Source organism: Botrimarina colliarenosi (assembly GCF_007859955.1).
Classification (GTDB): domain Bacteria; phylum Planctomycetota; class Planctomycetia; order Pirellulales; family Lacipirellulaceae; genus Botrimarina; species Botrimarina colliarenosi.
On record NZ_SJPR01000003.1, the window covers coordinates 170675 to 194359 of the forward strand.

Here is a 23685-nt window from a genome sequence, read left to right on the forward strand (position 1 = left end):
CGCTCGAGGCCCAAGGAGGGGCGGCGTGCAGCGCATTGTCTCACTCGCTCTGTTGGCCGTCCTCGTCGGTGGGGGATGGACTGCGCTGAAGGGGATCTCCCCTCAGAGCGTCCAGCAGGCGGTCCAGAAGGTTGGCGCCGCCGTCGGCCCCGTGCTGGCTCAGCAGGGGCAAGTTCAGGCGACGCCTACCAACAACCCTGGCGGCCAAACCTTCGGCGGCTATGTGTCGCAACAGACCAGCGGATCACCGCTGTTCGCGCCGGCGCCGACGGTCTCGGCGCCGCCATCGATCCGCATCGCGTCTTTCAACATCCAGGTGTTCGGCGACAAGAAGGCGTCGAAGCCGTACGTGATGAGGGCGCTCGCCCAGGTCGTCCGCAGCTTTGACGTCATCGCGATCCAAGAGATCCGCACCCAAGACGACAACTTCATCCCCAAGTTCCTGCGGGACTACGTCAACGTCAATGCGGCGACCGGCGTTTACGACGCCCGGGTGAGCGATCGCTTGGGGCGGACCAACTCGACCGAGCAGTACGCCTACCTCTTCAACACGGCGACGGTCGAGGTGCACCCCAACTTCTGCGCCGTCGTGCCCGACCCGCAAGACCGCCTGCACCGCGAGCCGTACGCGGCTCTGTTCCGCACCCGAGTTGTTGCGCCGTACACGCCATTCACGTTTACGCTGATCAACATCCACACCGATCCCGACGAAGTCCCTCAAGAGCTCGACGCCCTTTACTACGTCTACCAGCAGGTGCAGCGATCGCCGATCGACGGCGCCGTGGAAGACGACGTGATCTTGCTGGGCGACCTCAATACCGAAGTGCCCGCCGCCTCGCGCTACACGCCCAACGAGTATCAACGACGCATCGCGCCGAGCGACTTCGGATTGCTCGCGCGGATTCCCGGGATCGCGCCGCTGATCCGCAACCAAGCGACCAATGCCCGAGGGACGCGCCTTTACGACAACCTGTTGATCCCCAGCCTGCAGACGGTGGAGTATCTCGATAGCGGCGTGATGGACCTCCGCTCCGAACTGGGCTACCAACTGACGCTCGAACAGGTGCTCGAGATCTCGGATCACCTGCCCGTGTGGGGTAAGTTCAGCGCGATCGAAGGGGGCTCCTATCGCAGCGCGTCACGCTGAATCACCCTCCCTTTCTAGGGAGGGGCTAGGGGAGGGTGGGATGCGTCAAGCTTCCGATCGCCAAAGGCGATTCAAGGTGAACCGTCGGCGCTAGCCGCCGGCGAATCACCCGTGACGCCACCCGCGGCTGGCGCCTCACCGATCCTCCCTGATAGGGAGGGGGAGACGAAATCGCTTGCCTCTCTAGTTCATCCTCGGAATTGGCCGCGCGTTCGGGTAGAATACGTCCATCACGAGGCGAGGCGTCCTAGCGAGCCCCGCGGAGTTCTCTGTCCAAACGACGGAACTCTGGCGGAGGCGTCACGAAGAGCCCGCCGCGAGAACCAAGTTGGTTTTCGCGGCGGGCTCTTTTCGTTTTTAGGCGGCCCGCCGGTGCGTGAAACGCCACTCCCTCGGAGGCCTGCGCCGGTGCTCCCATTCCGCAAACTTGTTCGCCTCGCCGACGTGAAGTCGCAGCTGCGTGACGGCGATCTGCTGCTGTTCCGCCGCCGTGGCTTGATCTCGGTGGCGGGCCGGGGCGTCCACTCGCACGCGGCGAAGCTCGCGTGGTGGGGCGACACGCCGTTCTGCCTGGAGGTGCGGGAATGGTTTGGCGGCCGGGCGGTGACGCTCGCCAGCCAAGTCGATCGCTGCCCGGGCCAGATCGATCTGTTCCGGGCTAACCCCGGTGGGCGTTGGCCCGAGTACGACGCGGCGGCGTCGACCCGTTACCTGCGTCACTTGGCCGGGTGCGACTACGGCTACGCCTCGGTCATCGAGGCGGCGCTGCTGCATCTGCCGATCGTGCGGATGTGCGTCACCCCCGAGGTGGAAGACAAGGCCGTGAGTCGGCGCCCCCCGTTCTGTAGCCAGGCATGCGCGATGGCGGACCGGCTCGCGGGAGGCGTCGACCCGGCCCCTTACTTGGCCGATCGGCTGACCGAGCCGGCGGACCTCGCGCGGAGCCCGTTCTATCAGTACCAATTTACCTTCGCGGGGGAGTGAAGAGCATGCTCCGCGTCTTGCTTGGCTGCCTCGCCTTGCTGCCGGAATCGGTTGGTGTAGCCCAGTGCGGCCCCGGTGGCTGCTACGTCGGGCCTTCCCGCTCAGCGCCTTCCGGCCCCCGCACGCACGAATCGATCGCCAGGATTCTTCACCACGAGGCGAGCGGCGACTCGATCGGATCGGGAACGCTCGTCGCCTCGATTGCGGGCGGCGGCTATGTCCTGACCTGTGCGCATCTGTTCGAGGGGCCCGGCCGCACCGAGGTGCAAGTCGCCGGGCGATCGCTGCCGGCCGAGCTGGTGGCGATCGACCGCTCGCATGACCTCGCGTTGCTAAAGACGACTGGCGGGGTGGGGCGTCCGGTCGAAGTGGCTGCGATCACCGCCGGCGTTGTTCTGTCGGCATGTGGGTTCGGCTCCACCGGAGAACTCCGCTGCGTGCGAGGGCCGATCACGGGGTTTGCGACCGCCTCGGGCGCCACTGAGCCGAGCGTCCGCCTGCGGGGTTCGGTCCGCTCGGGCGACAGCGGCGGTCCGGTCTTCGACACGGCGGGCCGCTTGGTGGCGGTCGTCTGGGGGCAGCGCGACGGCGAGACCTTTGCGATGGGCGGCGCGCCGCTGCGGCGGATCCTCGCCCGGTTGCCTCAAGCCAACCAAAGTTTGAAGCCTGTTGAACGCACGCCGCAGGCGGAACCACCGCAGCAGCCCGATCGATGGCGTGAGTCGATCGAGCGACGGATCGATCAGATCGCCAATCAGCCCGAACCCGATCTCCCCGCTTTGCCGGACGACCTGCTACGGCGTGGTGATCTGCAGCAGCTTGCCTCGCGATGGGACCAGCGGTTCGACGAGCTACGGAGCGAAGTGACGGTGAACGTCGCCGCTCCAATCAGCAAGCGGTTTCGAGGGGTCGGAAGCGTCGAGGCGTTGCTAGCCGCCATCGGCATTGGTGGCCCCCTCGGCTTCGCCGTTTGGACGGGCCTGGCGTGGTGGCGGCGGCGCTCGACGCGGAACGACACCAAGCCAAGCACGAGGTCGATTGCGGTTGATTCGCCGCCACCGCCGCAGCAGGTGGTCCCCGAGACGCACTTCGTTTCTTACCAACGCGACGACTACGCCAAAGCCCATCAGTGGGCGAGTGAACAACTCAGCCGCAAGTTTCCCGGTTCGGTCGAACTGCTCACCAGCCTCGACTCGTTGATCCGCCAGCAGCTGAACGGCAGCTGACGCTTGGTCTCTCGACGGGGGTGAGCGGTACGGCGCTAGCCGCCGGTGAGTTCTTCAGCCGTCGGTTACTCACCGAGCGGGGCGACCGGCGGCTAGCGCCGTACCGCTCACAAGAAACGTTTCTCCGATTTCAGTGTGGGTAGCTCGTTGCCGCCCGATCTTTTGCGCTATCATCCACCCCCAGGTCTCCCCCCCATGCCCCTCACCAACACCGATGCGGTTCTCTGGTACAACGTCGGCGTCTTCGGCGACGCCGGCTACGCGGTCCCCAACTGGTCGAACGACGTGGGGAGCCTCAACCCGCAGATCCTTGATTGGGTCGATCTGGTGGGACGCAACCTGTTCCACTTGATGCACCACGAGGATGTCGATTTGCGGATCCCGCCGTCGATCAACACCTGCAAGCGAGTCCACAAGCTCTACCTGCGCGCGGCGAATATCCTCGCCGGACGGGCTGTGAAGCCCGGCTCGGACAACATGGAGGCGCTCCACTCTCGGCCGGCGGGGGAAGTGTTCCGCGTCTATCCCGTCCCGTACTTCAAGGCCCGCAACCCGTTTATGCGGCGTTGGGCCGGGATGGTGCTCGTCTCGCTCGCCGAAGCGATGCAGCACACCGAGAACCGCAAGGAGATGGAGATCTCCACCGCCTTCGCGGGCCAGGTCGGTCAGTACCTGCGACGCGTCTACGTGAACATGGCGGTTGAGCTCTTTGGCAAGTCGCGGGAAGAGGCCGAGGCCGCCGGGTTCATGCTGAGCGACGCCGACCTCGCTTCGTACGACCCGTCGAAGTTCTTCACCTCGACCGAGATGGTTGACACCGTGCCGCGACTCGACCGGGTCTTCACGGAGGACCGACTCGAGTTGCTTGCCGAAGGGATTGCGATCACCGAGCTGCCGGCGGACATCGGCCCTTGGCCGACGAATCTGACGAGCTTCTACGGGGCGACGCGGAGTGACGGCGTCATCAATCCGGCGTCGGCGTCGGGAACGTCGCGCTCGACGAGCGGCCCGATCATCCCACCGGCTCCCGGCCCGTGATGCTGGAGTTGGGTGAGCCGTCGGCGCTAGCCGCGGGTGGCGTCACGGGTGATTCACCCGCGGCTAGCGCCGACGGCTCACCTTGGATCGCCTTTGGCGATCGGGCGATAGGTCGTGTTGGCTTTCCCATGGCGACATCGACGCCGTTTGGCAACGGACAACCTCAACCCTCACCTAACCCCTCCCTGCAAAGGAGGGGGACTGTCTACGAACTACCCCGATTCGTTTGCCATGGTTCGTCACCCCAACGACCCGGATCGAGTCCGCCTTGGCCCCGCCGACTGGGGCGGCCTCTGTTCGCTCGCCCTGGCGATCCTCTCGCTCGGCGCGGCGACGCTCTACAAGGTCCACGACATCGCCCAGACCAATCGCGAGCGGCTCGCCGCGGTCGACGCCGAGTTGGCGGGGCTGAAGCACAACGTCGGTCTCTTGCAGACCGACCTCCGCGAGATCTCCAGGAGAGTCCGCCCATGAAGATCCGAGACCGGGTTAAAGAGCTGCGCCGGGTCCGCGCCGGCGACCTGAAGCCGCACCCGAAGAACTGGCGGACGCACTCCCGTCACCAGCAAAGCGTCTTGCGAGGCGTGCTCAAAGAGGTCGGCATGGCCGGCGCGTTACTCGCCCGGGAGCTTCCCGACGGAACTCTGCAACTCGTCGATGGCCACCTCCGAGCCGAAACAACCCCTTCGGCAGTCGTCCCGGTGCTGGTGCTCGACCTGAGCGACGAGGAAGCGGAGAAAGTGCTGCTGACGCACGATCCGTTGGCGTCGCTGGCCGGCGTCGATGCGTCACGTCTTGGCGAGCTCCTCGGCCGGGTCGAAACCGAGAGCCAAGCGGTCGGCGAGATGCTCGCCAAGCTCGCCCGCGAGATCGAAGACGACCCTTCGAAGGCCGATCCGCCGGACGTTGTGATCAAGCCTTGCTACCAGGTCGTGGTCGAGGTCGAAGGCGAGACGCAGCAACAAGAAATCTACGAGCGGATGCGGGCGGAAGGCCATCGCTGTCGGGTGCTAACGCTGTAGGGTCCGCTGTGCGGACCGATTCAAGCGGGCGACTCTCCTCCCCCCCGCGGTTTTTCCTCAAGGAACGGTCCGCACAGCGGACCCTACGTCATGTCCAACGTGTCGGTCGAAGTCGAATGCCCGGTTCACGACTCGTTCCGCGTGCAGCAGATCGCCGGCATGTTCGACGTGCCGCTGGGCGATCACGCTAGCGAGACGTTTGCGGTCGAGCTTCCTGAGCGCGACGAGGAATGGTCGATCGGCCTCATTGTCGGCCCTTCGGGGAGTGGCAAGAGCACGGTTGCCCGCCAGGCGTTCGGCGAGGGTCTCTATGTGCCCGCCGACTGGCCGGCCGATCGGGCGGTCGTCGACTGTTTCGGTGAGATCCCGGTGCGGAAGGTTGTCGAGCTCTTCACCGCCGTCGGCTTTGGCTCGCCGCCGTCGTGGGTGAAGCCCTACGCGGTGCTGAGCGGCGGCGAACGCTTCCGCTGCGACCTGGCTCGGGCGCTTGCCGCGAGTTGCGACACGCCGGGCGCCGTTGTCGCCTTCGACGAGTTCACGAGCGTGGTCGATCGCAACGTGGCTCGCATCTGCTCGGCCGCGATTGCCAAGCAAATCCGCCGAGGGGTGATCCCCGCCCGGTTCGTCGCCGTGACGTGTCATTATGACGTCGCCGAATGGCTTGAGCCGGACTGGGTGTTGGACATGGCCACGGGGCAGCTCACCCGGAGGCGTCTTCGACGACCGAGCATCGAGCTGGAAGTCCATCGCTGCCGCCTGGAGGCTTGGCGATTGTTTGTGCGGCATCACTATCTGAGCGGGTCGCTCGCTCGGCAGGCGCGGTGCTACTTGGCGACCTGGAACGGCGAACCGGTCAGTTTTGCCGCTACATTGCCGATCATCGCCCAGAAGGGGCGCCGTCGGTTTAGCCGGATCGTGACGCTGCCGGACTATCAAGGGATCGGTATCGGCATGCGGTTCGTCGAGGCGGTCGCCGCGCTACACCTGGCCGAGGGCTTTCGGATCAACGTCACGAGCAGTCATCCCGCGCTGATTGGCCACTGTCAGCGTTCGCCCGACTGGAGGACGGTTGCCGTGAAGAAGACAGGGCAATCGGCCACGCGGACGAGTTCCGCCTTCACGGCGTACCGAAACTCCGCCGGCCGGGCGGTGGTCTCGTTCGAGTATCTCGGATCGGAGACGTCATGAGCGAGTTGTCGTGACGACGTATCGCCCTCACTTGAAATCGGCAACGGCCGGGGAATGACCAACAACGTGATGTCCGCCGAACAGAAACGCGAGGCCGTTCTCATCGTCTCGGTGGGTTGCGACCGAGAGACGGCGGCCCGGTATGTCGGATGCCGGCTGGAACAGTTGAACGAGGAACTTGCGAACGACGGGAGTTTTGCGGCCGAGCTACGCCACGCCGAGGCGGGCAGCGAGTTGACGCACATGCGAAACATCCAGCAAGCGGCGCGGGACGAGCGGCATTGGCGGGCGAGCGTCTGGTGGCTGGAACGCCGACTGCCCGAGCGGTACGCGCGTCGCGAAGCCGGCTCGGTGACGCGACGCGACCTGCTGCGATTCCTCGGCTCCGTTGCGAGCGGCGTCGCTGCCGCGGTGCGGAACGAGGAAGACCGCCAACGGGTTCTCGACTCCTTAGGCGAACTAGCCGAGGCGTTGAACGACCCGCTGCACCTAGAGACCACCAGTTCAATGAGCGAGGTGGAGGACGATGACCGAACGGAGGCGACATGTCCAACGACCTAGCGGGCGAGCCGCGGGGAACCCCACCCCAATTGTTCCGGGCGCTCCGCGCCGCGTTGGCGTCGGCATTCACCGAATCACCCCCTGAACGCGAACGGAAAGACGCCGAGAGCTTGCTCTGCTGGGGGCGGCGCTACCTGCCGGCTCACTTCGCCAAACCCCCCTCGGCGCTTCACCGCTGGCTCGGCGATCAGATCGACGCCATGCGCGACCGTCGTGGTGAGAAGGTCAATGTGATTGGCCCGCGCGGCGCCGCCAAATCGACCATCGCCACGCTCGCCGGCGTCCTGCGGGCGGCGGTCGAGGGGACCGAGCCCTACATCTGGATTGTTTCTGACACCAAGGACCAAGCCCATTCACACCTCGAGAACGTGAAGACCGAGCTGCTAGAGAACCGTGAGCTGGCCGAGGCGTATCCCGGCGCCGTCGGCAAAGGCGCGCGCTGGCAAGCGGGCGGCGTCGAGCTACGCAACGGCGTGGTCGTCGAGGCGTACGGCGCCGGCCAACGGATCCGCGGCCGCCGCCGTCGCGCGAATCGACCGACGTTCATCGTCTGCGACGACTTGCAGAACGAACAGCACATCGCTTCGGCACGCCTCCGTGAGTCGTCGGCCGACTGGTTCCATGGAACGCTGCTGAAGGCGGGGACCAAGCAGACGAACTTGGTGAACGTCGCCACCGCGCTGCACCGCGACGCCGTGGCGATGCGGCTCAACGAGACCGCCGGATGGACTTCGCGGACCTTCCGAGCGATCGCCCGCTGGCCCGACGACATGGACCTCTGGCGCGACTGGGAGGCGATCTACTGCGACGCCGACCGGCCCGACCCGCGGACCGAGGCGTTCGCGTTCTACCGAACGAATCAAGTCGCCCTGCATGCGGGGGCGGAAGTCTTGTGGCCCGACGAGGAGGACCTCTACACGCTGATGAGGATGCGGGTCGAGAGCGGACATTCGGCCTTCGAACGTGAGAAGCAAGGCTCTCCTATCGACCCGACGCGGTGCGAGTGGCCCGAGGCCTACTTCGATGTCGACGCGTGGTTCGATGAATGGCCGAAGCGTCTGACCCTGCGGACCATCGCGCTCGACCCCAGCAAAGGGGCCGACGCGACCGCCGGGGACTACTCGGCGATTGTGCTGTTGGGAGTCGATCCTCGCGGCTTGATCTACGTCGAGGCGGATTTGGAACGCCGCCCGACGGCCCAGATGGTTGCCGACGGCGTGCTGCACTGCCGGCGGTTCCGTCCCGACGCCTTCGGTGTCGAAGCCAACCAATGGCAGCAACTGCTCGCCGGAGAATTCTTGAGCGAGTTCGCCAGGCAGGGCGTCCTCGGCGTCACGCCGTGCGAGATCCACAACCACACGAACAAGGCGATGCGGCTGCGGCGGCTCGGCCCGTACCTGTCGCAACGCCGGTTGCGATTCCGGCGTGGCAGCCCGGGGACAACGTTGCTTGTAGACCAGTTGCGCGACTTCCCCGTCGGGGCCCATGACGACGGTCCCGACGCGCTAGAGATGGCGCTCCGCCTGGCCGAGGAGGTCTGGCGCTCGCGGGGGGTCGAGGAAACGGCCCTCGGTGAACCTTGGTAGTCAACTCACGTTTGGGAGAGAGCAGATGAGCGAATCCACAAGGCGCCCTCTCGAGGGCCGGCTCGAGCGACTAGAGAAGCGGCTCCTCGAAGCGTTCGAAGGGCTCTGGGGCGACTACGTCGATCCACGCGACGCCTTCAGCGGCGAGGACGGCGATTGGTGGGCGCCGGTCGGGTTCGCCCGCGGCGCAGGGGCGGGGGGGCCGTTCACGTTGCCCCAGTTGACCGATTTGCGGCAAGAGTGCCGGCAGTTGGCGCTAACGAATGAATTCGCGATCAACGGCCACGAGAACCGCATCAGCTACATCGTGGGATCGGGGCACCTCTACCACGCAACGATCCGCAAGGGGATCGAAGCGCCGATCGCCCTGGCCCAGCAGGTGCAAGAGATCGTCGACGAGTTCCAGGAAGCGAACGACTGGCATGAGCGCCAGCAAGAGATCGTCCGCCGGCTCGACCGCGACGGCGAGGTCTTCTTGCGCTACTTCGATGACGGACGGGGGGGCGCCCGTGTGCGTTTCGTCGAACCCGAACAGGTGGCGCCGCTGCGTGACCTGCCACTCGACAGCCCCGCCAGTCACGGCGTGCTCACCGACGCCGACGATGTCGAGACCGTGCTCGGCTACTACGTCGATGGCGAACTGATCGACGCCCGCGAGATCCAGCAACGCAAAGCGAACGTGGACCGCAACGTCAAACGCGGCTTGCCGCTCTATACGGCGGTGCGATCCAATCTTCGGCGGGCCGAGAAGCTGCTCCGGAACATGAGCGTGGTTGCCGAGATCCAGTCGGCGATCGCCTTGATTCGAAAGCACCGCAGCGCCACCCGCAGCGGCGTTGAGCAGTTCGTCGCCGACCGCTCGGTGGCGAGCCGGCTCGACGGGGCGGGGCGGACACGCCGCGTCACCGAATACGGGCCCGGCACGATCCTCGACGCCCCCGCGGGGCTGGAATACGAGTTCCCCGCCACCGGCATCGACGCCGGCAGCTATGTCACCATTCTTCAAGCCGAACTCCGGGCCATCGCGGCGCGGTTGGTGATGCCCGAGTTCATGTTTACGTCCGATGCGTCGAACGCCAGTTACTCGTCGACGATGATCGCCGAGGGCCCGGCGGTGAAGATGTTCGGGCGGCTGCAAGCGTCGATGATCGAACAAGACCGAAGGGTCTTCGCCGTCGCGATCGGCAATGCGGTCCGCTACGGACGGCTTCCCGCGGCTGCGCTCGACGCCGTCGATCTGCAGGTGACGGCGCCAACGCTACAGACGCGCGATCGTGCGAGCGAAGCCCAGGCCGATGAGGTCGCCTATCGCAACGGGGTGCTCTCGACGCAAACGTGGAGTCAACGGCTTGGCCTCGATTACGACCAGGAACAGAAGAACCGTCGGTTGCACGCTATTGATCGTCAGCCGGAAGACTCTTGAAGGTGGCCAATTCGATTTTAGGGAGAGTGGACAAGCGTATATAATACCCCCATGCGAACCAGCACCCCTTCCACCGACCGCGCCGTCACAAAAAGCGGCAAGGCCCATGTCGCCCACGATGCTCTTGTGTCGCTCCTCGGGGAGGCCTGCCAGCGTGGCTACTACGGGGCGGTCTCGCTCACCCTCCAGGTGCAAGATGGCTACATCCAGCAAGTGAAGATCGCGACCGAGCGGGTCGTGAAGTAGCTCCAATCCTTGATCCCCGCCGGGCCGTTTGTGCTCGGTCAATCCTTCCGGCATCGAGCCGAGCCTTCACCCCTAGGGGGAAGGCGTCCTCTCTCGAGCCCACGGCGCGCCTCATTGAGGCACGCCGTGGGCTTTTTCCATTCTTAGGAGGCGTCGCTAACGTGACCGAAGTCTCTGCTGAAACGCCGCCCGTCGGAGCCAGTGATGCCGACTCTTCCAGTGAAGCGGTGCAAGAGTTTGTCCGGTCGGCGGGGCAAACGCTCCGGGTCGACGCCGTCCGGGGCGTTCTCCGCGGCGTGAAGCTGCTGGGGCTGCGCTCCCTCAACGGCCGGCGCTACGAGGAGCCCGCCTTGCGGAAGGCGATCGGGCTCTACGAGGGATCGAAAGTCAACGTCAACCACCCGACACGCGACCCGCTTGCCCCCCGCGACTACCGCGACCGCCTCGGGGTGGTCCGCAATGTCCGTTTGCAGGCGGGGACCGGCCTGTACGGCGATCTCCACTACAACCCGAGCCATCCGCTGGCGGAGCAGTTGGCGTGGGACGCCGAGCACGCGCCGGAGAATGTCGGCCTGTCGCATAACGTGCTCGCTCGGACCCGTCGCGAAGGGAGCGACGTTGTCATTGAAGCGATCACCCGCGTGCAAAGCGTCGACCTCGTCGCCGACCCGGCAACCACCTCGGGGCTTTTTGAACAGCAGGAAACTCCCGAAGCCGAGGCGACGCTCGCAGCCGTGCGGGGCGAGATCGAGGAACTGCAAGAGCAGCTCAAGCAAGCCTGCGAGCAAGCCTTGCGGGAGAGCCGGTGGCGTCGCGTCGAACAGCACCTGCGGGAGCACAACGTCTCGGCGGCGTCGTCGAAGAGTCTACTGAACGAGGCGTTCGCGCGGCGCCTCTTGGAGGCCGACGAGGCGGATCTGGACGCCCTCATCCGCGAAGAAGTGCGGACGGCTGAGAGCCGCAAGCCACGGTCGCGCGAGCAGCCGAGCTTCGTGACTCGGGAGCAAGGTCCCGACACGAAGTCATTCGTTGAGTCGATCACACGACGTCGTTAGGCGTCGCTTCGGAGCCGTTGCGTATGAGCGGCGGCGCCTTCCCCTTTCTTTCTTGGAGCAAGCGATGGCGAACACGATGCGGTGGCGGTACGGCGATACGAATCCGGTGAGGCTGCCGGTGGCGTCGGACGTGGCGGTCGAGATCGGCGACCTGGTTTACCTCGACACCGGAGCGGCGAAGCCCGCCTCGGCGCAGGCGGACCAAGGGTCGAGCGTCCTGAACGCGGGCCTCTTTCACGACAACTTCATCGGCGTGGCGATGCAGGCGTCGCCGGCGGGCGACGCGTCGAGCATCCGGATCGCGACGACCGGCGTCTTCGAGTTCGACTGCGACTCGATGACCAACGAACTGGGGAATCCCCTGTCGGTTGCGGTCGATGGGGACGGCGAGCAACTCATCAGCCAGAAAGTGGAGGACGCTGCCACTTTGTCGTTGGCGATCGGGCGTTGTGCGAAGCCGGTGACCGTCGCCTCGACCCGTGTGTTGGTCGACATCGTCAGTTCGGTCATGCGGGGCGGTCCGCAGGCCGCCGAGTAGCGCGACCGCTTTTGCGGCCGTTCCTTTCGATCCCGTTCTTCATTTTCAGGAAATCTACGCATGCGACTACTCAACTACCGCGAGCTGCGGCGCCGCTATGAGCTCGATGGGCCGTCGAAAACGGTCGAGCACCTCAGCGAGGCGCTTGAGGAGAAGAGCCTCCGGCCCGAGGACTTTAGCATCCGCGACCTCGCCGAGGCGCTGATCCCCGACGGACGCGAGTGGGTGCGGACACTCGACCCCCGTAGCGGTGGGGTCTCGCCCGTGCTCGAAGCGAGTGAAGGGATCGACGCCAGCGCCTTCCAGAACATCGCCGCCCAGGTGGTGCACGCCAAGGTGCTGGAGGCCTACACCCAAGAGGCCTTTGTGGCGTCGCGACTCGTCGAGACGGTGCCGACGCGGCTCGATGGCGAGAAGATCCCCGGCGTCTCACGGATCGCCGATCAGATCGACGAGGTCGGCGCCGGGATGCCGTTCCCGAGCTTGGGCCTCGACGAGGATTACATCGAAACGCCGGCGACCTCCAAGCACGGCTTCATCGTGCCGGTCACGAAGGAGGCGATCTTCTTCGACCGCACGAACCTGATCCTCAGCCGTGCGGCCGAGGTGGGCGAGGTGCTCGGTCTGAACAAGGAGAAGCGGCTGCTTGATCTGATCGTTGGCGTCACCAACAACTACAAGCACAAGGGCGTGAGCTACGACACCTACCAAGCGTCGGGCCCTTGGGCGAATGTGGCTGCCGGCAACGAACTGGTTGACTGGACCAACGTCGATGTGGCCGAGCAGCTGTTCGCCGACATCCTCGACCCGGGGACGGGGGAGCCCGTCTTGCTCGGAGCGACAACCGCCTTGGTGATGCCGGCCTACCGGCACGCCGCCCATCGGACGTTCAACGCTTCGGAAGTGTCGTACGCCCCGAGCGGCAGCGCGTCGGCCACGATCGCGGCGAACCCGCTCGGCAACTACCGCGTTGAAGAGAGCCGATTGGCCTACCGCCGCGTGCTCGCTTCGGGGGTCGCCCCCGCCGACGCGAAGAAGTGGTGGTTCCTCGGCGACTTCCGCAAGGCGTTCGCCTACATGGAGAACTGGCCCATCACGGTGACCCAGGCGCCATTGGGGAGCGAGGCCGACTTTACCAACGACATCGTGATGCGGTTCAAGGCCAGCGAACGCGGCGCCGCCGCGGTGATCAATCCTCGGTACGTCGTGAAGTGTACCGGCTAGAGGCGGCCTGTCCGTGAACCGGGGGGAGTGGCGTTCTCCCCCCGGTTTTCTCCCACCCGATGGAGTCGCTTCGCCATGGCGAGTTATCAGCAAGTCCTCGACGACGCAGTGGCGTATTGGCGACTGAGCGAGGCGGCAGGAACGGTGGCGGCGGATGATGCGGGCGCTCACTCGGCGACGTTGCAAGGAGGCCTCGTCTTTGGGGCCGACTCGACGATTGGACCGCGCGGCTGGATGCCGAACGCCTTGCAACTCGACGGCGTCGCCGACTGTCTGACGATCCCGTCGCAAGTGACGCTCGGTCTGGGGGTCGATCACACCTACTCCTTGTGGTGGAAGGCGAGCTCGCCCGCCCCGTGGTCACCGCAGGTGCTGATCGAGACCGGTGGCACAACCCATTGCTCCTTAGTCCATCTCGCCGGAAGCGAAGTCTATTTTGTCGCCGCTCGCAACTCGGTGGTGAGCTACGCCAGCGCTCCGGCGCCGACCGAGGGGGCGTGGCGTCATCTGGCGGCGGTGCATCGCGACGCGAGCTTGGAAATCTTTCTGGACGGCGTCCTTGTTGGCGCAGCGATCCCGTCCGATGCGTGGGTGGTTTCGGGCGCCAACAATGGCGCCATCGGAGCCGTTGACGACGGCCAATGGGTGGGCGGCTCGATCGCCAATGCGAGGACCTGTTACTTTGCCGGCGCTATTGCCGGCGTCGCCATCATTGATCGAGCGCTGACCGGCGACGAAGTCGCCGAGCTGTATGCCGGGCCTGAGCCGGTTGCGACGGGGGTCCCCGAGCTGAGTGGGAGCTTCCGGATTGGCGAAGCGCACAGCGTCTCGGCGTCGGCGTGGGACGCCCAGAACAACGGGGAGCTCGCGGTCTCAACGGTTCTGCAGCTCAGCCCCGACGGATCGACCGGTTGGCAAGACGTCCCGGCGACGCTCGGGCTGCCCCACTTCTCGATGCCGATGGCAGCCAGCGGACATTGGGCGAGGGTCGCGGCGGTGGCGACTAATGACGGCGGTGCGAGCGATCCTGCTTTTGGCGCCGCGATGGAAGTTCTGCCAGCGAGAACGCCCGCCCACGCCCTTACCCAAGCCACGGCTTCCGCGGGCGCCTTGACGGGTCTCGCCTGCCCGAGCGGAGGGAGCCAAGCCAACATGATCCTACCGGGAGGCAACGCAAGCTGATGAATCTGTCTACCGAAGCGTACGGCGCTGTTTTCGCGGGAGGGAGTGTGGTTCTCTTCGCGAGAGTCGCCTACTCTGACGAGAGCTTGGTGGCGCCCGGCGACCTTTCGACAGCGGTGTACTCGGTCGAAGAGATCGACCCCTGTGGCGTCGTCGATCCGGTCCCCGTGACGGGCCACACCAACGTGGCCGTGTCGCCCGCCTCGCTGCTGTCGGTTGGGCTCGAGACCGGTTCGCCGTGGGATGTCGACGAGGAAGGATTCAACTTCCGGCACGAGATCGACATCACGGCGGCGCCCGCATTCGCGACGGCGGGCAAGTCTTACCGCATCCGCTTTGTGCTGACGCCCACCGCGGGGCAGCCCATCGTAGTCCGATTCCTGATCGAGGCGCTCTAGCATGACCCAGGACGTAACCCAGCTTCAAGCCATCCGATTGCAGACGCTCGCTCAGATCCAAGAGGTGAGAAGCACGCTGAAACCGACCTACTGGATCGACGGGCAGCGGGTCCATTGGGAGCAGTACGTCGAGTCGTTGCAACGGACCGTCGACTGGTGTGACCGGAAGTTGATCGAGGTCCGTCCCTACGAAGTCATCTCCGAAGGAGGCTCGTGATGTCACTCGGATGGAACGCCAGCGGGGACTTCGGAGTGGTCGTCGATACGCTGGAAACAGTTGTCTTGCGGCGTGGCGGCGCTGGAGGCGCCAAAGAATCGAAGCAAGCTTGGCGATTCCAATGCCAAGCCCTTAGTGAAACACCGCTCACCGGCGCCGTGCGAGTGCTCGACGCCACCTGGCAGCTGCCGGTGGAGGGGGGCGTCGTGGCGCCGTCGCCGGGGGATTCGCTTGTCGACTCGGAGAAGGCTTGTTGGGTCGTTCGGACAGTGAGCAAGCTTCGGGGCGGCACCCGCTACGCCTGTGGGACCCGACGCGTCGAGATCGCCGCCGGTTGCGCTGAGCGATTCGACTTGGAACGCCCCGTCATCGAGACCACGTCTGAAGGGCCGGTCATTGTCGATTGGCGAGTCGTCCGAGCGAGCTGTATCGGCCACTTCGGACGGGGCGACACGCTCGATTCTCAAGAGGTCGTCCGATCGCCGAGCCGCTTGACCGTCACGGTCGTCGAGCCGCTCGAGTTGCGCAGCGGAGACCGTCTCCGCCGTCACCGCGGCGGCCTCTACTCGGTGTTGCAGCAAGACTACCCCGGAACGCTCGGCGATCCTTTTCAGTTCGATGTCGAGGCGGTCGCTTGAGCGAGGGACTTGGCGACGGAGCGGTTCTCCGACTGAACGAGTTGGCCGCACGCGGCCTCAATGTCACTCCCGAGCGAGTAGCGAATCGTGGTCGGAAAGCCGGCGGAACGAATGGTCTCGCCAAACGTGTCAATCCGGGATCGCGGCGAGCACTTCAGTTCAGGACGGTGGGGGATGCTGTTGAAAGGGATCAGATTGACATGCACCCGGAGACCGCTGATCCAGGAGAGCAGCAGTTGAGCCGCTTCGGGTGAATCGTTGACCTCGTCGAGCATGAGGTACTCGATCATTACCTTTGTCGTTTCGGGCTGAACCTGATTCAGGTGGAGCACCGCGTCGCGCAGCTGATCGAGTGAGTAACGACGAGCGAGAGGGATGATCTGCTCGCGCGTTGCTTGCGACGCCGAGTGGAGGCTAAGGGCGAAGTTGGTTGTCGGGAAGCGCTCCACCGTCCGCAGGAGGGGCGCGGGCACTCCGACCGTACTCACGAGAATGCGAGACGCCGGGTGATCAAAGCACGCCGGGTCTTGCAAGACGGATAGGGCGGTTTGCACTTCTTGTTCGTTGTGCATCGGCTCGCCCATCCCCATGAAGACGAGGTTGCGGACGCGCCGCCCCTCGTCCTTCAGGATCGCATTGGCGTTGACGACTTGGTCGAGGATCTCGTCGGCGGTGAGGTCGCGGGCGACTCCCATGTGGCCTGTCGCGCAGAACGAGCAAGCCGCGGCGCACCCAACCTGGCTCGAGACGCAGAGCGTGGTTCGGCCCGTTGCGGGGCGAAGGATGACGGACTCGATCGCGAATCCTGCCGTGGTGCGAAAAACCAGCTTAGTGGCTTCGTCGAGGCCGGAGTCGAATCGGCGGAGGTCGGTCAGGGTCCCGAACTGAACGGCGGCGGCGAACGCCGTTCGATTCTCGGCGGGGAGTTCGGCGAGGGCGGCCTCGGGCGGGGCGGCCTTCTTGAAGAAGGCGTTTCGGGCCCGGCGCAGCAGGTAAGGATCGATCCGGAGTTCGCGGATCAGAGCATCAACCGCGGCGGTGTCATAGAAGGAGACAGCCATGCGTCATGCGAGAAGGGTTTTGTACGGCTCGCCGGCTTGTTCCTGAACAAACCGCGGCACGGCGTATCCAGGCAAGCAACGCCGCATCGATTCAACGAGGGCGGCGCCTTCTGACAGCGTCGACTCGAAGTGTCGGACGCCAGCCACCATGTCGAGTTGATGAAGGTAGTAGGGCGTGACGCCGATATCGACGAGCCGTTCTGAGAGCGCCACCAGGGCTTCGAGATTATCGTTGACGCCGCGGAGGAGGACGCTTTGGTTGAGCACCATCGCGCCCGCGCGGCGGAGCTCGTCAACCGCCTCCGAGACCGCGTCATCAATCTCGTTGGCGTGATTCGTGTGGAGGACCACCACGACCCGTAGCCGCAGTCTCGCGATTAAGTCACACAGAGGATCGGTCACTCGCTGGGGAATCACGATCGGCAATCGAGAGTGAATACGGAGACGCCGGAGGTGCGGGATGTCCGCCAGCCGCGCAACTAAGCGTTCCAGTCGTGCGTCGCCCAGTATTAAGGGGTCGCCACCGCTCAGGATCACTTCCGAGACGGTCGGGTCCGACTGGAGGTACTCGATTGCGGGGTCCCAAGCGGCGTCCGACTTCGGCGTCGCGCCGTAGGGGAAATGTCTCCGGAAGCAGTACCGGCAATTGACCGCACAGCCGCCGGCCGCCATCAGCAAGGCGCGGCCCCGGTACTTGTGCAACAAGCCGTTGGCTCGTTGCGACGGCAGGTCGCCAACCGCGTCGGCCGGGAGGGCCTCTGACTGGGATTCTTCCGGTCGCGGAAGCACTTGCAACAGCAGCGGATCGGCCGGGTCGCCCGGCCGCATCCGAGCCACGAAGGGTCGCGGGGCGAGCAGGGGAAAGCCGCTGTCGGCCGCCGGATCGCCCAACTCGGGCGGCAGTTTGAGGTGTTCGCAGAGCGCCCGGGGGCTCCGAAAAGCCAGCCGCAGCTCCCGGCGCCAGTCGGGCTCGGGCGAGATTTCAGGAACCCCGGGGCGGACAGGGGAATCTTGGTCGGATAGACTCAGCATCGCTTCTGACTAGGGGCCGTCGTTGGCGGCGGGCTTGGGCGGCAGCGACATTTGGACAGCAGCAACATGGTGGGGGGGCGCCGGACTCGGCACGTCCCCTATCTTACCCGAAATCTACCGACGGAAGTGAGCGAAGCGTGGGAACGGTTAGCACAAGTGAATTCCGGAAGGGCCTTAAGGTCCAGATCGATGGGACCCCCTTCCTGATGGTGGAAATGAACTTCCGGAAGCCCGGAAAGGGGACGGCCCTTTACGAGTGCAAGATGAAGAACCTGCTCCGCAATACGATCGTCGATCGCACCTACCGCGCGGGTCAGGTGCTTGAGGAGGCGGACGTCTCGGAGTTCACGGCGCAGTACCTGTACCGCCAGGGTGAAGACTTTGTCTTCATGAACAACCAAGACTACGAGCAGTACGAGCTGAACGCCGAACAGGTCGGCGACACTTGGAAGTTCTTGAAAGAGAACATGGATTGCTCGTTGATGACCTACAACGGCAACGCCATTGCCGTGACCGCGCCCAACCACGTTGTTCTGCAAGTTGAGTTTGCCGAGCCGGCGCCCAAGGGGAACACCGCCACGGGGGTTCAGAAGCCGGTGAAATTGGAGACCGGCTCCGAGATCCTGGCGCCGGCGTTTATCAACACGGGCGACTGGCTGCGTGTCGACACCCGTACCGGCGAGTACGTCGAACGAACGACAGCGCCCGAGTAAGGCGTTGGCGGTAGTCGCCTTAAACTTCCTGATGCGAAGGACCTGAGACCATGCTTAGCCCGGCAGTGATCGCGATGCTCGTCTTGGGCGGGTTGGCGGTGGTTCTCTTCTTGTGGGGCGTTGGCATCTACAACCGCCTCGTCACGCTCAAGAATCGCTTTCAGAACGCCTTCTCGCAGATCGAGGTGCAACTCCAACGTCGTTATGACCTGATCCCGAATTTGGTCGAGATCGCCAAGGGCTACATGAGCCACGAGCGCGAGACGCTCGAGGCGGTGATCACGGCGCGGAACCAAGCCGTCGGCGCCCTCAAGGCGGCCGCGGCGGCGCCGGGCGACGCGGCGGCGATGGCGAATCTCTCGTCGGCCGAGCAAGGGCTCGGAGGCGTCTTGGGACGGCTCTTCGCCGTTTCCGAGGCCTACCCCGACCTGAAGGCCAATCAAAACATGGCCCAGCTCACCGAAGAACTGACCTCCACCGAGAACAAGGTGTCTTTCGCCCGCCAGGCGTACAACGACGCGGTGACTGAGTACAACACGTACAAACAGACCTTCCCGCCGATCTTCTTCGCCGGTCTGCTCGGACATGCCGCCGACGCCGAGTTGCTCGACTTCGACGATGCAAAGATCAACGAGGCGCCGAAAGTCTCGTTTGGCTGAACCGTTCCCCCTGGTAGCAGGCTGGCTCACGCGCCATGGCGACGGATTTTTTTGAAAGGCAGGCGGCGGCACGGCGATCAACCGTCTGGCTTCTCAGTGTTTTCGCAATCGCCGTAGTGACCATCGTCGCCGCGGTCTTCGTGACGGTCTATTATCTGGCGGCGATGCAGCAAGAGAGCCTGGACGCGCTCTCAGGGCCCGGGGCGCTGCCTCCTTGGCAGGTTCCCGCCGGGGCGGCCGGTGGGGCGCTCGCCCTGATTGGCGGGGGGTCGCTCTTTAAGGTCGGCGCGCTGCGGCTTGGCGGCGGCAGGGGGGTCGCCGAAGGCCTGGGGGGTCGGCGCCTTGTTCGCGACACCACCACCGACCCGGCTGAGCGGCGACTCCTGAACGTCGTCGATGAAATGGCGATCGCGTCGGGGACTCCGGCGCCGCCCGTCTACTTAATCGACGATAAGTCGGTCAACGCTTTTGCTGCGGGGTACTCCCCCAGCGACGCGGTGCTAGGCGTCACCCGGGGATGTGTCCAAAGCCTAAGCCGCGACGAACTGCAGGGCGTTATCGCTCACGAGTTCAGCCATATCCTCAACGGCGACATGCGGATGAGCATCCGCCTGATCGGCGTGCTCCACGGGATTCTGTTGCTGGGCCTGATCGGCCGATTGCTCCTGCGGCTCGTCTTCAATACGAGTCATCACTACGACTCGCGTCAGTCGGGCAGCGACGGATCTGGTAAGGGTGGTTCGGGGGTGTTGGCTCTCTTGGCGATCGCCGTTGCGCTGCTCGTGATTGGCTCGATAGGCAGCCTCTTCGGGGGACTGATCAAGGCGGCGGTCTCACGCCAGCGGGAGTTTCTTGCCGACGCCTCGGCGGTGCAGTTCACCCGCAACCCGGGCGGAATCGCCGGGGCGTTGAAACGCATCATGGCGTCTGTGACTGGGAGCAAGCTCTCGCACCCGCGCGCCGCTGAGCTGAGCCACATGTATTTCTCGCAGGGGGTTTGGGAAGGGTTCACGTCGCTCATGGCGACTCACCCGCCGCTCGAGGACCGCATCCGTGCGATCGAACCCTCCTGGGACGGATCGCTCCCGTCGCCGCTCGTGGGTGGCGTGGCCGACATTGGCGAGGGGGTTGGCTTCGCCCCGGCGCCGTCGTCCGACGCGGAGGTCTCCGTCGAATCGGTCGATAACGCTGTCGATCAGATTGGGGACCCGCTCGAGGCGCACCGCCTCTACGCCGCCGAGTTGATCGCTTCGATTCCGGCTTCGGTCCGCACCGCCGCGGGCGATCCGGGCGGGGCCCGGGCGGTCGTCTATGGTTTGTTGTTGGACGCCAGCCCCGACGTGCGTTCTCGACAACGTGAGACACTCTACGAGACGGCTGACGCCCGCGTGGTCGCTTCGCTGTTCGGTCGACTCGTTGACGACATCGACGGGCTCGATGCCCGGCTGCGACTCCCGTTGATCGACTTGAGTCTGCCGTCCTTGGCCGCGATGTCCTTCCCGCAGTACCAGCGGTTCTGCCGGAGTTTTCGCGCGCTGGTGCTCGCCGACGAGCGACTCACCTTGTTCGAATGGACGCTGTCGCAGGTGCTGCTGCGGCACTTGAGGCCCCACTTCGAGCGTGTCCGTTCGCCCCGTGTCCAGTACAAGACGCTCTACCCGCTGTCGCAAGAGTGCGGCGTTCTGTTGTCGGCGTTGGCTTACGCTTGCGGAGAGGAGGGGGACGCCGTGAAGGGCTACGCCGCGGGGCGCGACGATATCCTGAGAGAAGCGCCGGCCGAGTTGCTCAGCCGCAAGGCGTGCGGCCTCGACGCCTTACGCCCCGCTCTCGATAAGCTCGCGTTGGCCGGGGAGCGGCATCGCGGCCGGGTGATTGACGCGGCGGCCGCTGTCATTTGCGCCGACCGCCACGTCGCCGTCGCCGAGGCGGAGCTGCTGCGCGGCATTTCCGACCTGCTCGACTGCCCGATGCCGCCGCTGCTGCCGGGCCAGAGGTTGGCGGCGTCATGAATCTCGCGTTTCTCCGGCGGCGCGCCGAGTTGCTCGACGAGGTCCGCCTGTTTTTCAAACGTCGCGGCTTCCTTGAAGTCGAGACGCCGCTCGCCTCGAGCGAAGCGATCCCCGAACAGCACATCGAACTCTGCCAGCTCGATGACGGTCGGCGTTGGTTGCAGGCTTCGCCAGAAATGCACCACAAGCGACTCTTGTGCGCCGGTTCGGGGCCAATCTTTGAAGTGACGAAGTCCTTTCGTGGCCACGAAGTGGGACAGCGGCACCACCCCGAGTTTACGATCCTCGAGTGGTACGAGCCGGGCGCCAGTCTTCAAGGGGCGATCGTAACGACCGAGGCGTTGTTCGACACGCTGCTCAACGCCCCAGCCGCCAAGGTCACGAGCTACCGCGAAGCGTTCGGAGCCGTGCTTGGAATCGATCCCCATGCGGCCTCGATCGACGAGCTGCGTGCTCTCATTCAAGAGCAGGCGCCCGCGGCGGCGCCCTTCGAGTCGGACGATCGTGACGAGTGGCTCAATGTGCTGCTGGCAGTCTGCGTTGAGCCGGTGCTGGGCCACGGACAGCCGGAAGTGCTGCGCCACTACCCGGCAACGCAAGCCGCTTTGGCGGCGACGACGCTCGATGAACACGGGGCAGCGGTCGCGCAGCGTTTCGAGCTCTACTGGCGCGGCATGGAGCTCGCCAACGGTTATGAAGAGTTGACCGACCCGGCCGAATTACGCCAGCGGCTTTTGCTAGCCAATACGCAGCGATTGGCGGCGGGATGGCCGGCGGTTCCGATGCCAGAGCGCCTGCTGGCCGAGATGGTCGATCCGGGGTTGCCGCCTTGCGCCGGTGTCGCCATTGGATTCGATCGGCTGGTGATGCTCGCCACCGGCGCGCAGAACATTGGCGAGGTGACCGCGTTCTCGGATTTCTATTGATCGCCCGCGAAGGAGCGAGGAATTGTGGGAGAGGAATTGTGGGAGGGGTCTCCTGACCCCGATGACGCGCACCATGCCGCATTCGGCTAAGAGACCGTAATCGGGGTAAGGGAACCCTCCCACAGTCCCTTTTGTCAGGGGATTTTTCTTTCCCAGACCTCGAACGTGCAGGCGTGCTCGTTGCGCTGGTCCGCGGGATGGTCCTCGGACGAGACGAGGCGCCATTCGCTGGGGTCGAGGGCGGGGAACGTGGCGTCCCCTTCGACGGTTGCGTGGACGCGTGTCAGTTGGACGCGGTCGGCCTGGAGCAACGCTAGGCGGTAGATCTCGCCGCCGCCGATGACGAACACGTCGTCCGTGTTTTCGGTCTCGGCTTGGTCGGCGAACGCGATCGCCTGATCGAACGACTCGGCGACCAGCACCTCATCGTGGATCGCCCGCCAGGCGGTGTCGCGCGTCAGCACGATCGAGACGCGGCCCGGCAAGGGTCGACCGATCGAGTCGTACGTCTTGCGGCCCATGATGAGCGGGGCGCCCATCGTCAGCCGCTTGAAGTGCGCGAGGTCGGCGGGGAGACGCCAAGGCAGTTCTCCCTTGTTGCCGATGACGTGGTTCTCGGCGGCGGCCACGACCAGGGTCAACCGGCGCCGGGACGGCGCGGCTCGCTGACTGCGGTCTGCCTGCTGCCCACTGCCCACTTCTAAACCGCCACCGGGGCTTTGATATGCGGGTGGGGGTCGTATCCCTCAAGCGTGAAGTGCTCGTAGCGGAAATCGTCGATCGAGGTCACCGACGGGTCGATCCGCATCTGCGGCAGCGGCCGCGGGTCGCGGGACAGCTGGGTTTGGGCCTGCTCGAGGTGGTTGTCGTAGAGGTGCGCGTCACCGAGCGTGTGGATGAATTCGCCCGGCTCGAGGCCGGTCACTTGGGCGATCATCATCGTCAGCAGGGCGTAGCTGGCGATGTTGAACGGCACGCCGAGGAAGACGTCCGCCGAACGCTGGTAGAGCTGGCAGCTCAGCTTGCCGCGGGCGACGTAGAACTGGAACAGCAGGTGGCACGGCGGCAGCGCCATGTCGGGCAGGTCGGCCACGTTCCAGGCGCTGACGATCAGCCGCCGGCTGTCGGGGTCGCCCTTGATCTCGTCGATCACCTCGGCGAGTTGGTCGATGGTCCGGGGCCCGTCGTCTTCTTCGGTCGGCTCGTCGTCTTCGGGAGCGACATGCCAGGACCGCCACTGCTTGCCGTAGACGGGGCCCAGGTCGCCGTCTTCGTCGGCCCACTCGTCCCAGATCGTGACGCCGTTCTCACGCAGGTAGGCGACGTTCGTATCGCCGCGTAGGAACCACAGCAGCTCATGGATGACTGACTTGATGTGCACCTTCTTCGTCGTGACCAGCGGAAACCCCTGAGCGAGGTCGAACCGCATCTGGTGGCCGAAGACGCTCCGGGTGCCGGTGCCGGTGCGGTCCCCCTTGGGGGCGCCGTGCTCGTAGACGCGGCGGACGAGATCGAGGTACTGGTGCATGTCCGTAGACTAACGTTTTCGAGGGCTTGGGGACGAGGGGCGGAGGGCTGAGCGGAGGTCTTTCGAAGATGGCTTGTGAGAGGG

The 23685-nt window shown here is 65.2% G+C and carries 26 protein-coding genes; 22 read left to right on the forward strand and 4 right to left on the reverse strand.

Annotation, left to right across the window (positions count from 1 at the left end):
* The first annotated feature begins 25 nt into the window (after nt 1-25).
* The 18 genes from Pla108_RS12380 to Pla108_RS12460 all read left to right on the forward strand — a co-directional run bounded on the left by Pla108_RS12380 (nt 26) and on the right by Pla108_RS12460 (nt 15673).
* The gene (locus Pla108_RS12380) at nt 26-1147 is read left to right on the forward strand and encodes an endonuclease/exonuclease/phosphatase family protein (protein WP_197526512.1); all 1122 of its coding nucleotides are present in this window, start codon (nt 26-28) and stop codon (nt 1145-1147) included.
* Nucleotides 1148-1555: 408 nt separating this feature from the next.
* Nucleotides 1556-2131, forward strand: coding sequence for a hypothetical protein (locus tag Pla108_RS20985; protein ID WP_197526513.1), 576 nt, complete (start codon nt 1556-1558; stop codon nt 2129-2131).
* 5 nt (nt 2132-2136) lie between these two features.
* Nucleotides 2137-3357 carry a S1 family peptidase gene (locus tag Pla108_RS12385; RefSeq protein WP_197526514.1) on the forward strand — a complete coding sequence of 407 codons (1221 nt, stop codon included), beginning with the start codon at nt 2137-2139 and terminating at the stop codon, nt 3355-3357.
* Nucleotides 3358-3552: 195 nt separating this feature from the next.
* Nucleotides 3553-4395, forward strand: a complete 843-nt coding sequence (locus tag Pla108_RS12390; protein ID WP_146445267.1) for a hypothetical protein — start codon at nt 3553-3555, stop codon at nt 4393-4395.
* Between the two features lie 231 nt (nt 4396-4626).
* Nucleotides 4627-4869, forward strand: a complete 243-nt coding sequence (locus Pla108_RS12395; protein ID WP_146445268.1) for a hypothetical protein — start codon at nt 4627-4629, stop codon at nt 4867-4869.
* Nucleotides 4866-5417 (forward strand): ParB N-terminal domain-containing protein, encoded by a 552-nt coding sequence (locus Pla108_RS12400; protein WP_146445269.1) that lies wholly within the window; start codon nt 4866-4868, stop codon nt 5415-5417. Before Pla108_RS12395 ends, Pla108_RS12400 begins: the two co-directional genes overlap by 4 nt.
* A 90-nt stretch (nt 5418-5507) precedes the next feature.
* A complete protein-coding gene (locus tag Pla108_RS12405) occupies nt 5508-6605 on the forward strand; it encodes an ABC transporter ATP-binding protein (RefSeq protein WP_146445270.1) in 1098 nt (365 codons plus the stop codon).
* Nucleotides 6606-6674: 69 nt separating this feature from the next.
* Entirely contained in the window at nt 6675-7166 is a 492-nt protein-coding gene (locus tag Pla108_RS12410) for a hypothetical protein (protein WP_146445271.1), read from the forward strand.
* The gene (locus tag Pla108_RS12415; RefSeq protein WP_146445272.1) at nt 7151-8752 is read left to right on the forward strand and encodes a hypothetical protein; all 1602 of its coding nucleotides are present in this window, start codon (nt 7151-7153) and stop codon (nt 8750-8752) included. The genes Pla108_RS12410 and Pla108_RS12415 overlap by 16 nt, the downstream gene beginning before the upstream one ends.
* Before the next feature lie 25 nt (nt 8753-8777).
* Nucleotides 8778-10175 (forward strand): phage portal protein, encoded by a 1398-nt coding sequence (locus Pla108_RS12420; RefSeq protein ID WP_146445273.1) that lies wholly within the window; start codon nt 8778-8780, stop codon nt 10173-10175.
* 51 nt (nt 10176-10226) lie between these two features.
* On the forward strand, nt 10227-10421 hold the full coding sequence (locus Pla108_RS12425; protein WP_146445274.1) for a hypothetical protein: 195 nt from the start codon (nt 10227-10229) through the stop codon (nt 10419-10421).
* Nucleotides 10422-10582: 161 nt separating this feature from the next.
* On the forward strand, nt 10583-11476 hold the full coding sequence (locus Pla108_RS12430; protein WP_146445275.1) for a hypothetical protein: 894 nt from the start codon (nt 10583-10585) through the stop codon (nt 11474-11476).
* A 64-nt stretch (nt 11477-11540) separates the two neighbouring features.
* Nucleotides 11541-12014 carry a hypothetical protein gene (locus Pla108_RS12435; RefSeq protein ID WP_146445276.1) on the forward strand — a complete coding sequence of 158 codons (474 nt, stop codon included), beginning with the start codon at nt 11541-11543 and terminating at the stop codon, nt 12012-12014.
* 60 nt (nt 12015-12074) lie between these two features.
* Nucleotides 12075-13238 carry a phage major capsid protein gene (locus Pla108_RS12440; RefSeq protein WP_146445277.1) on the forward strand — a complete coding sequence of 388 codons (1164 nt, stop codon included), beginning with the start codon at nt 12075-12077 and terminating at the stop codon, nt 13236-13238.
* Between the two features lie 75 nt (nt 13239-13313).
* Nucleotides 13314-14420 carry a LamG domain-containing protein gene (locus Pla108_RS12445; RefSeq protein ID WP_146445278.1) on the forward strand — a complete coding sequence of 369 codons (1107 nt, stop codon included), beginning with the start codon at nt 13314-13316 and terminating at the stop codon, nt 14418-14420.
* On the forward strand, nt 14420-14818 hold the full coding sequence (locus tag Pla108_RS12450) for a hypothetical protein (protein ID WP_146445279.1): 399 nt from the start codon (nt 14420-14422) through the stop codon (nt 14816-14818). The genes Pla108_RS12445 and Pla108_RS12450 overlap by 1 nt, the downstream gene beginning before the upstream one ends.
* Nucleotide 14819: 1 nt before the next feature.
* Complete coding sequence (locus Pla108_RS12455; protein WP_146445280.1) at nt 14820-15035, forward strand: hypothetical protein; 216 nt, start codon at nt 14820-14822, stop codon at nt 15033-15035.
* Complete coding sequence (locus Pla108_RS12460) at nt 15035-15673, forward strand: hypothetical protein (RefSeq protein WP_146445281.1); 639 nt, start codon at nt 15035-15037, stop codon at nt 15671-15673. The genes Pla108_RS12455 and Pla108_RS12460 overlap by 1 nt, the downstream gene beginning before the upstream one ends.
* Here the strand turns inward: Pla108_RS12460 and rlmN are convergent.
* Together rlmN and epmB are read right to left on the reverse strand one after the other, a co-directional pair.
* Nucleotides 15646-16734 carry a 23S rRNA (adenine(2503)-C(2))-methyltransferase RlmN gene (gene rlmN, locus Pla108_RS12465; RefSeq protein ID WP_146445282.1) on the reverse strand — a complete coding sequence of 363 codons (1089 nt, stop codon included), beginning with the start codon at nt 16732-16734 and terminating at the stop codon, nt 15646-15648. The two genes, Pla108_RS12460 and rlmN, sit on opposite strands and share 28 nt — an antisense overlap.
* 3 nt (nt 16735-16737) lie before the next feature.
* Entirely contained in the window at nt 16738-17766 is a 1029-nt protein-coding gene (gene epmB / locus Pla108_RS12470) for an EF-P beta-lysylation protein EpmB (RefSeq protein WP_146445283.1), read from the reverse strand.
* 137 nt (nt 17767-17903) lie between these two features.
* Between epmB and efp the strand changes: the two genes are divergently transcribed.
* The 4 genes from efp (at nt 17904) to epmA (ending at nt 22073) form a co-directional block, all read left to right on the forward strand.
* Nucleotides 17904-18479, forward strand: a complete 576-nt coding sequence (gene efp, locus Pla108_RS12475) for an elongation factor P (protein WP_146445284.1) — start codon at nt 17904-17906, stop codon at nt 18477-18479.
* Nucleotides 18480-18529: 50 nt separating this feature from the next.
* A complete protein-coding gene (locus Pla108_RS12480) occupies nt 18530-19138 on the forward strand; it encodes a LemA family protein (RefSeq protein WP_146445285.1) in 609 nt (202 codons plus the stop codon).
* Between the two features lie 116 nt (nt 19139-19254).
* The gene (locus tag Pla108_RS12485; RefSeq protein ID WP_146445286.1) at nt 19255-21147 is read left to right on the forward strand and encodes a M48 family metalloprotease; all 1893 of its coding nucleotides are present in this window, start codon (nt 19255-19257) and stop codon (nt 21145-21147) included.
* Nucleotides 21144-22073 (forward strand): EF-P lysine aminoacylase EpmA, encoded by a 930-nt coding sequence (gene epmA, locus Pla108_RS12490; protein ID WP_146445287.1) that lies wholly within the window; start codon nt 21144-21146, stop codon nt 22071-22073. Before Pla108_RS12485 ends, epmA begins: the two co-directional genes overlap by 4 nt.
* A gap of 134 nt (nt 22074-22207) precedes the next feature.
* On the opposite strand, the gene Pla108_RS12495 is transcribed toward epmA, so the two are convergent.
* Both Pla108_RS12495 and Pla108_RS12500 read right to left on the reverse strand, forming a co-directional pair.
* Nucleotides 22208-22714 (reverse strand): dihydrofolate reductase, encoded by a 507-nt coding sequence (locus tag Pla108_RS12495; RefSeq protein WP_197526516.1) that lies wholly within the window; start codon nt 22712-22714, stop codon nt 22208-22210.
* A 59-nt stretch (nt 22715-22773) separates the two neighbouring features.
* Nucleotides 22774-23601, reverse strand: a complete 828-nt coding sequence (locus Pla108_RS12500; RefSeq protein WP_146445289.1) for a thymidylate synthase — start codon at nt 23599-23601, stop codon at nt 22774-22776.
* Nucleotides 23602-23685: the final 84 nt, after the last annotated feature.

What these genes read in the sequence shown, in the direction of transcription:
- Pla108_RS12385 (WP_197526514.1), top strand. Translation starts at nt 2,137, where the DNA reads ATGCTCCGCGTCTTGCTTGGCTGCCTCGCCTTGCTGCCGGAATCGGTT.
- Pla108_RS12390 (WP_146445267.1), top strand. Translation starts at nt 3,553, where the DNA reads ATGCCCCTCACCAACACCGATGCGGTTCTCTGGTACAACGTCGGCGTC.
- Pla108_RS12395 (WP_146445268.1), top strand. Translation starts at nt 4,627, where the DNA reads ATGGTTCGTCACCCCAACGACCCGGATCGAGTCCGCCTTGGCCCCGCC.
- Pla108_RS12400 (WP_146445269.1), top strand. Translation starts at nt 4,866, where the DNA reads ATGAAGATCCGAGACCGGGTTAAAGAGCTGCGCCGGGTCCGCGCCGGC.
- Pla108_RS12405 (WP_146445270.1), top strand. Translation starts at nt 5,508, where the DNA reads ATGTCCAACGTGTCGGTCGAAGTCGAATGCCCGGTTCACGACTCGTTC.
- Pla108_RS12410 (WP_146445271.1), top strand. Translation starts at nt 6,675, where the DNA reads ATGTCCGCCGAACAGAAACGCGAGGCCGTTCTCATCGTCTCGGTGGGT.
- Pla108_RS12415 (WP_146445272.1), top strand. Translation starts at nt 7,151, where the DNA reads ATGTCCAACGACCTAGCGGGCGAGCCGCGGGGAACCCCACCCCAATTG.
- Pla108_RS12420 (WP_146445273.1), top strand. Translation starts at nt 8,778, where the DNA reads ATGAGCGAATCCACAAGGCGCCCTCTCGAGGGCCGGCTCGAGCGACTA.
- Pla108_RS12425 (WP_146445274.1), top strand. Translation starts at nt 10,227, where the DNA reads ATGCGAACCAGCACCCCTTCCACCGACCGCGCCGTCACAAAAAGCGGC.
- Pla108_RS12435 (WP_146445276.1), top strand. Translation starts at nt 11,541, where the DNA reads ATGGCGAACACGATGCGGTGGCGGTACGGCGATACGAATCCGGTGAGG.
- Pla108_RS12440 (WP_146445277.1), top strand. Translation starts at nt 12,075, where the DNA reads ATGCGACTACTCAACTACCGCGAGCTGCGGCGCCGCTATGAGCTCGAT.
- Pla108_RS12445 (WP_146445278.1), top strand. Translation starts at nt 13,314, where the DNA reads ATGGCGAGTTATCAGCAAGTCCTCGACGACGCAGTGGCGTATTGGCGA.
- Pla108_RS12450 (WP_146445279.1), top strand. Translation starts at nt 14,420, where the DNA reads ATGAATCTGTCTACCGAAGCGTACGGCGCTGTTTTCGCGGGAGGGAGT.
- Pla108_RS12455 (WP_146445280.1), top strand. Translation starts at nt 14,820, where the DNA reads ATGACCCAGGACGTAACCCAGCTTCAAGCCATCCGATTGCAGACGCTC.
- Pla108_RS12460 (WP_146445281.1), top strand. Translation starts at nt 15,035, where the DNA reads ATGTCACTCGGATGGAACGCCAGCGGGGACTTCGGAGTGGTCGTCGAT.
- rlmN (WP_146445282.1), bottom strand. Translation starts at nt 16,734, where the DNA reads ATGGCTGTCTCCTTCTATGACACCGCCGCGGTTGATGCTCTGATCCGC.
- epmB (WP_146445283.1), bottom strand. Translation starts at nt 17,766, where the DNA reads ATGCTGAGTCTATCCGACCAAGATTCCCCTGTCCGCCCCGGGGTTCCT.
- Pla108_RS12480 (WP_146445285.1), top strand. Translation starts at nt 18,530, where the DNA reads ATGCTTAGCCCGGCAGTGATCGCGATGCTCGTCTTGGGCGGGTTGGCG.
- epmA (WP_146445287.1), top strand. Translation starts at nt 21,144, where the DNA reads ATGAATCTCGCGTTTCTCCGGCGGCGCGCCGAGTTGCTCGACGAGGTC.
- Pla108_RS12500 (WP_146445289.1), bottom strand. Translation starts at nt 23,601, where the DNA reads ATGCACCAGTACCTCGATCTCGTCCGCCGCGTCTACGAGCACGGCGCC.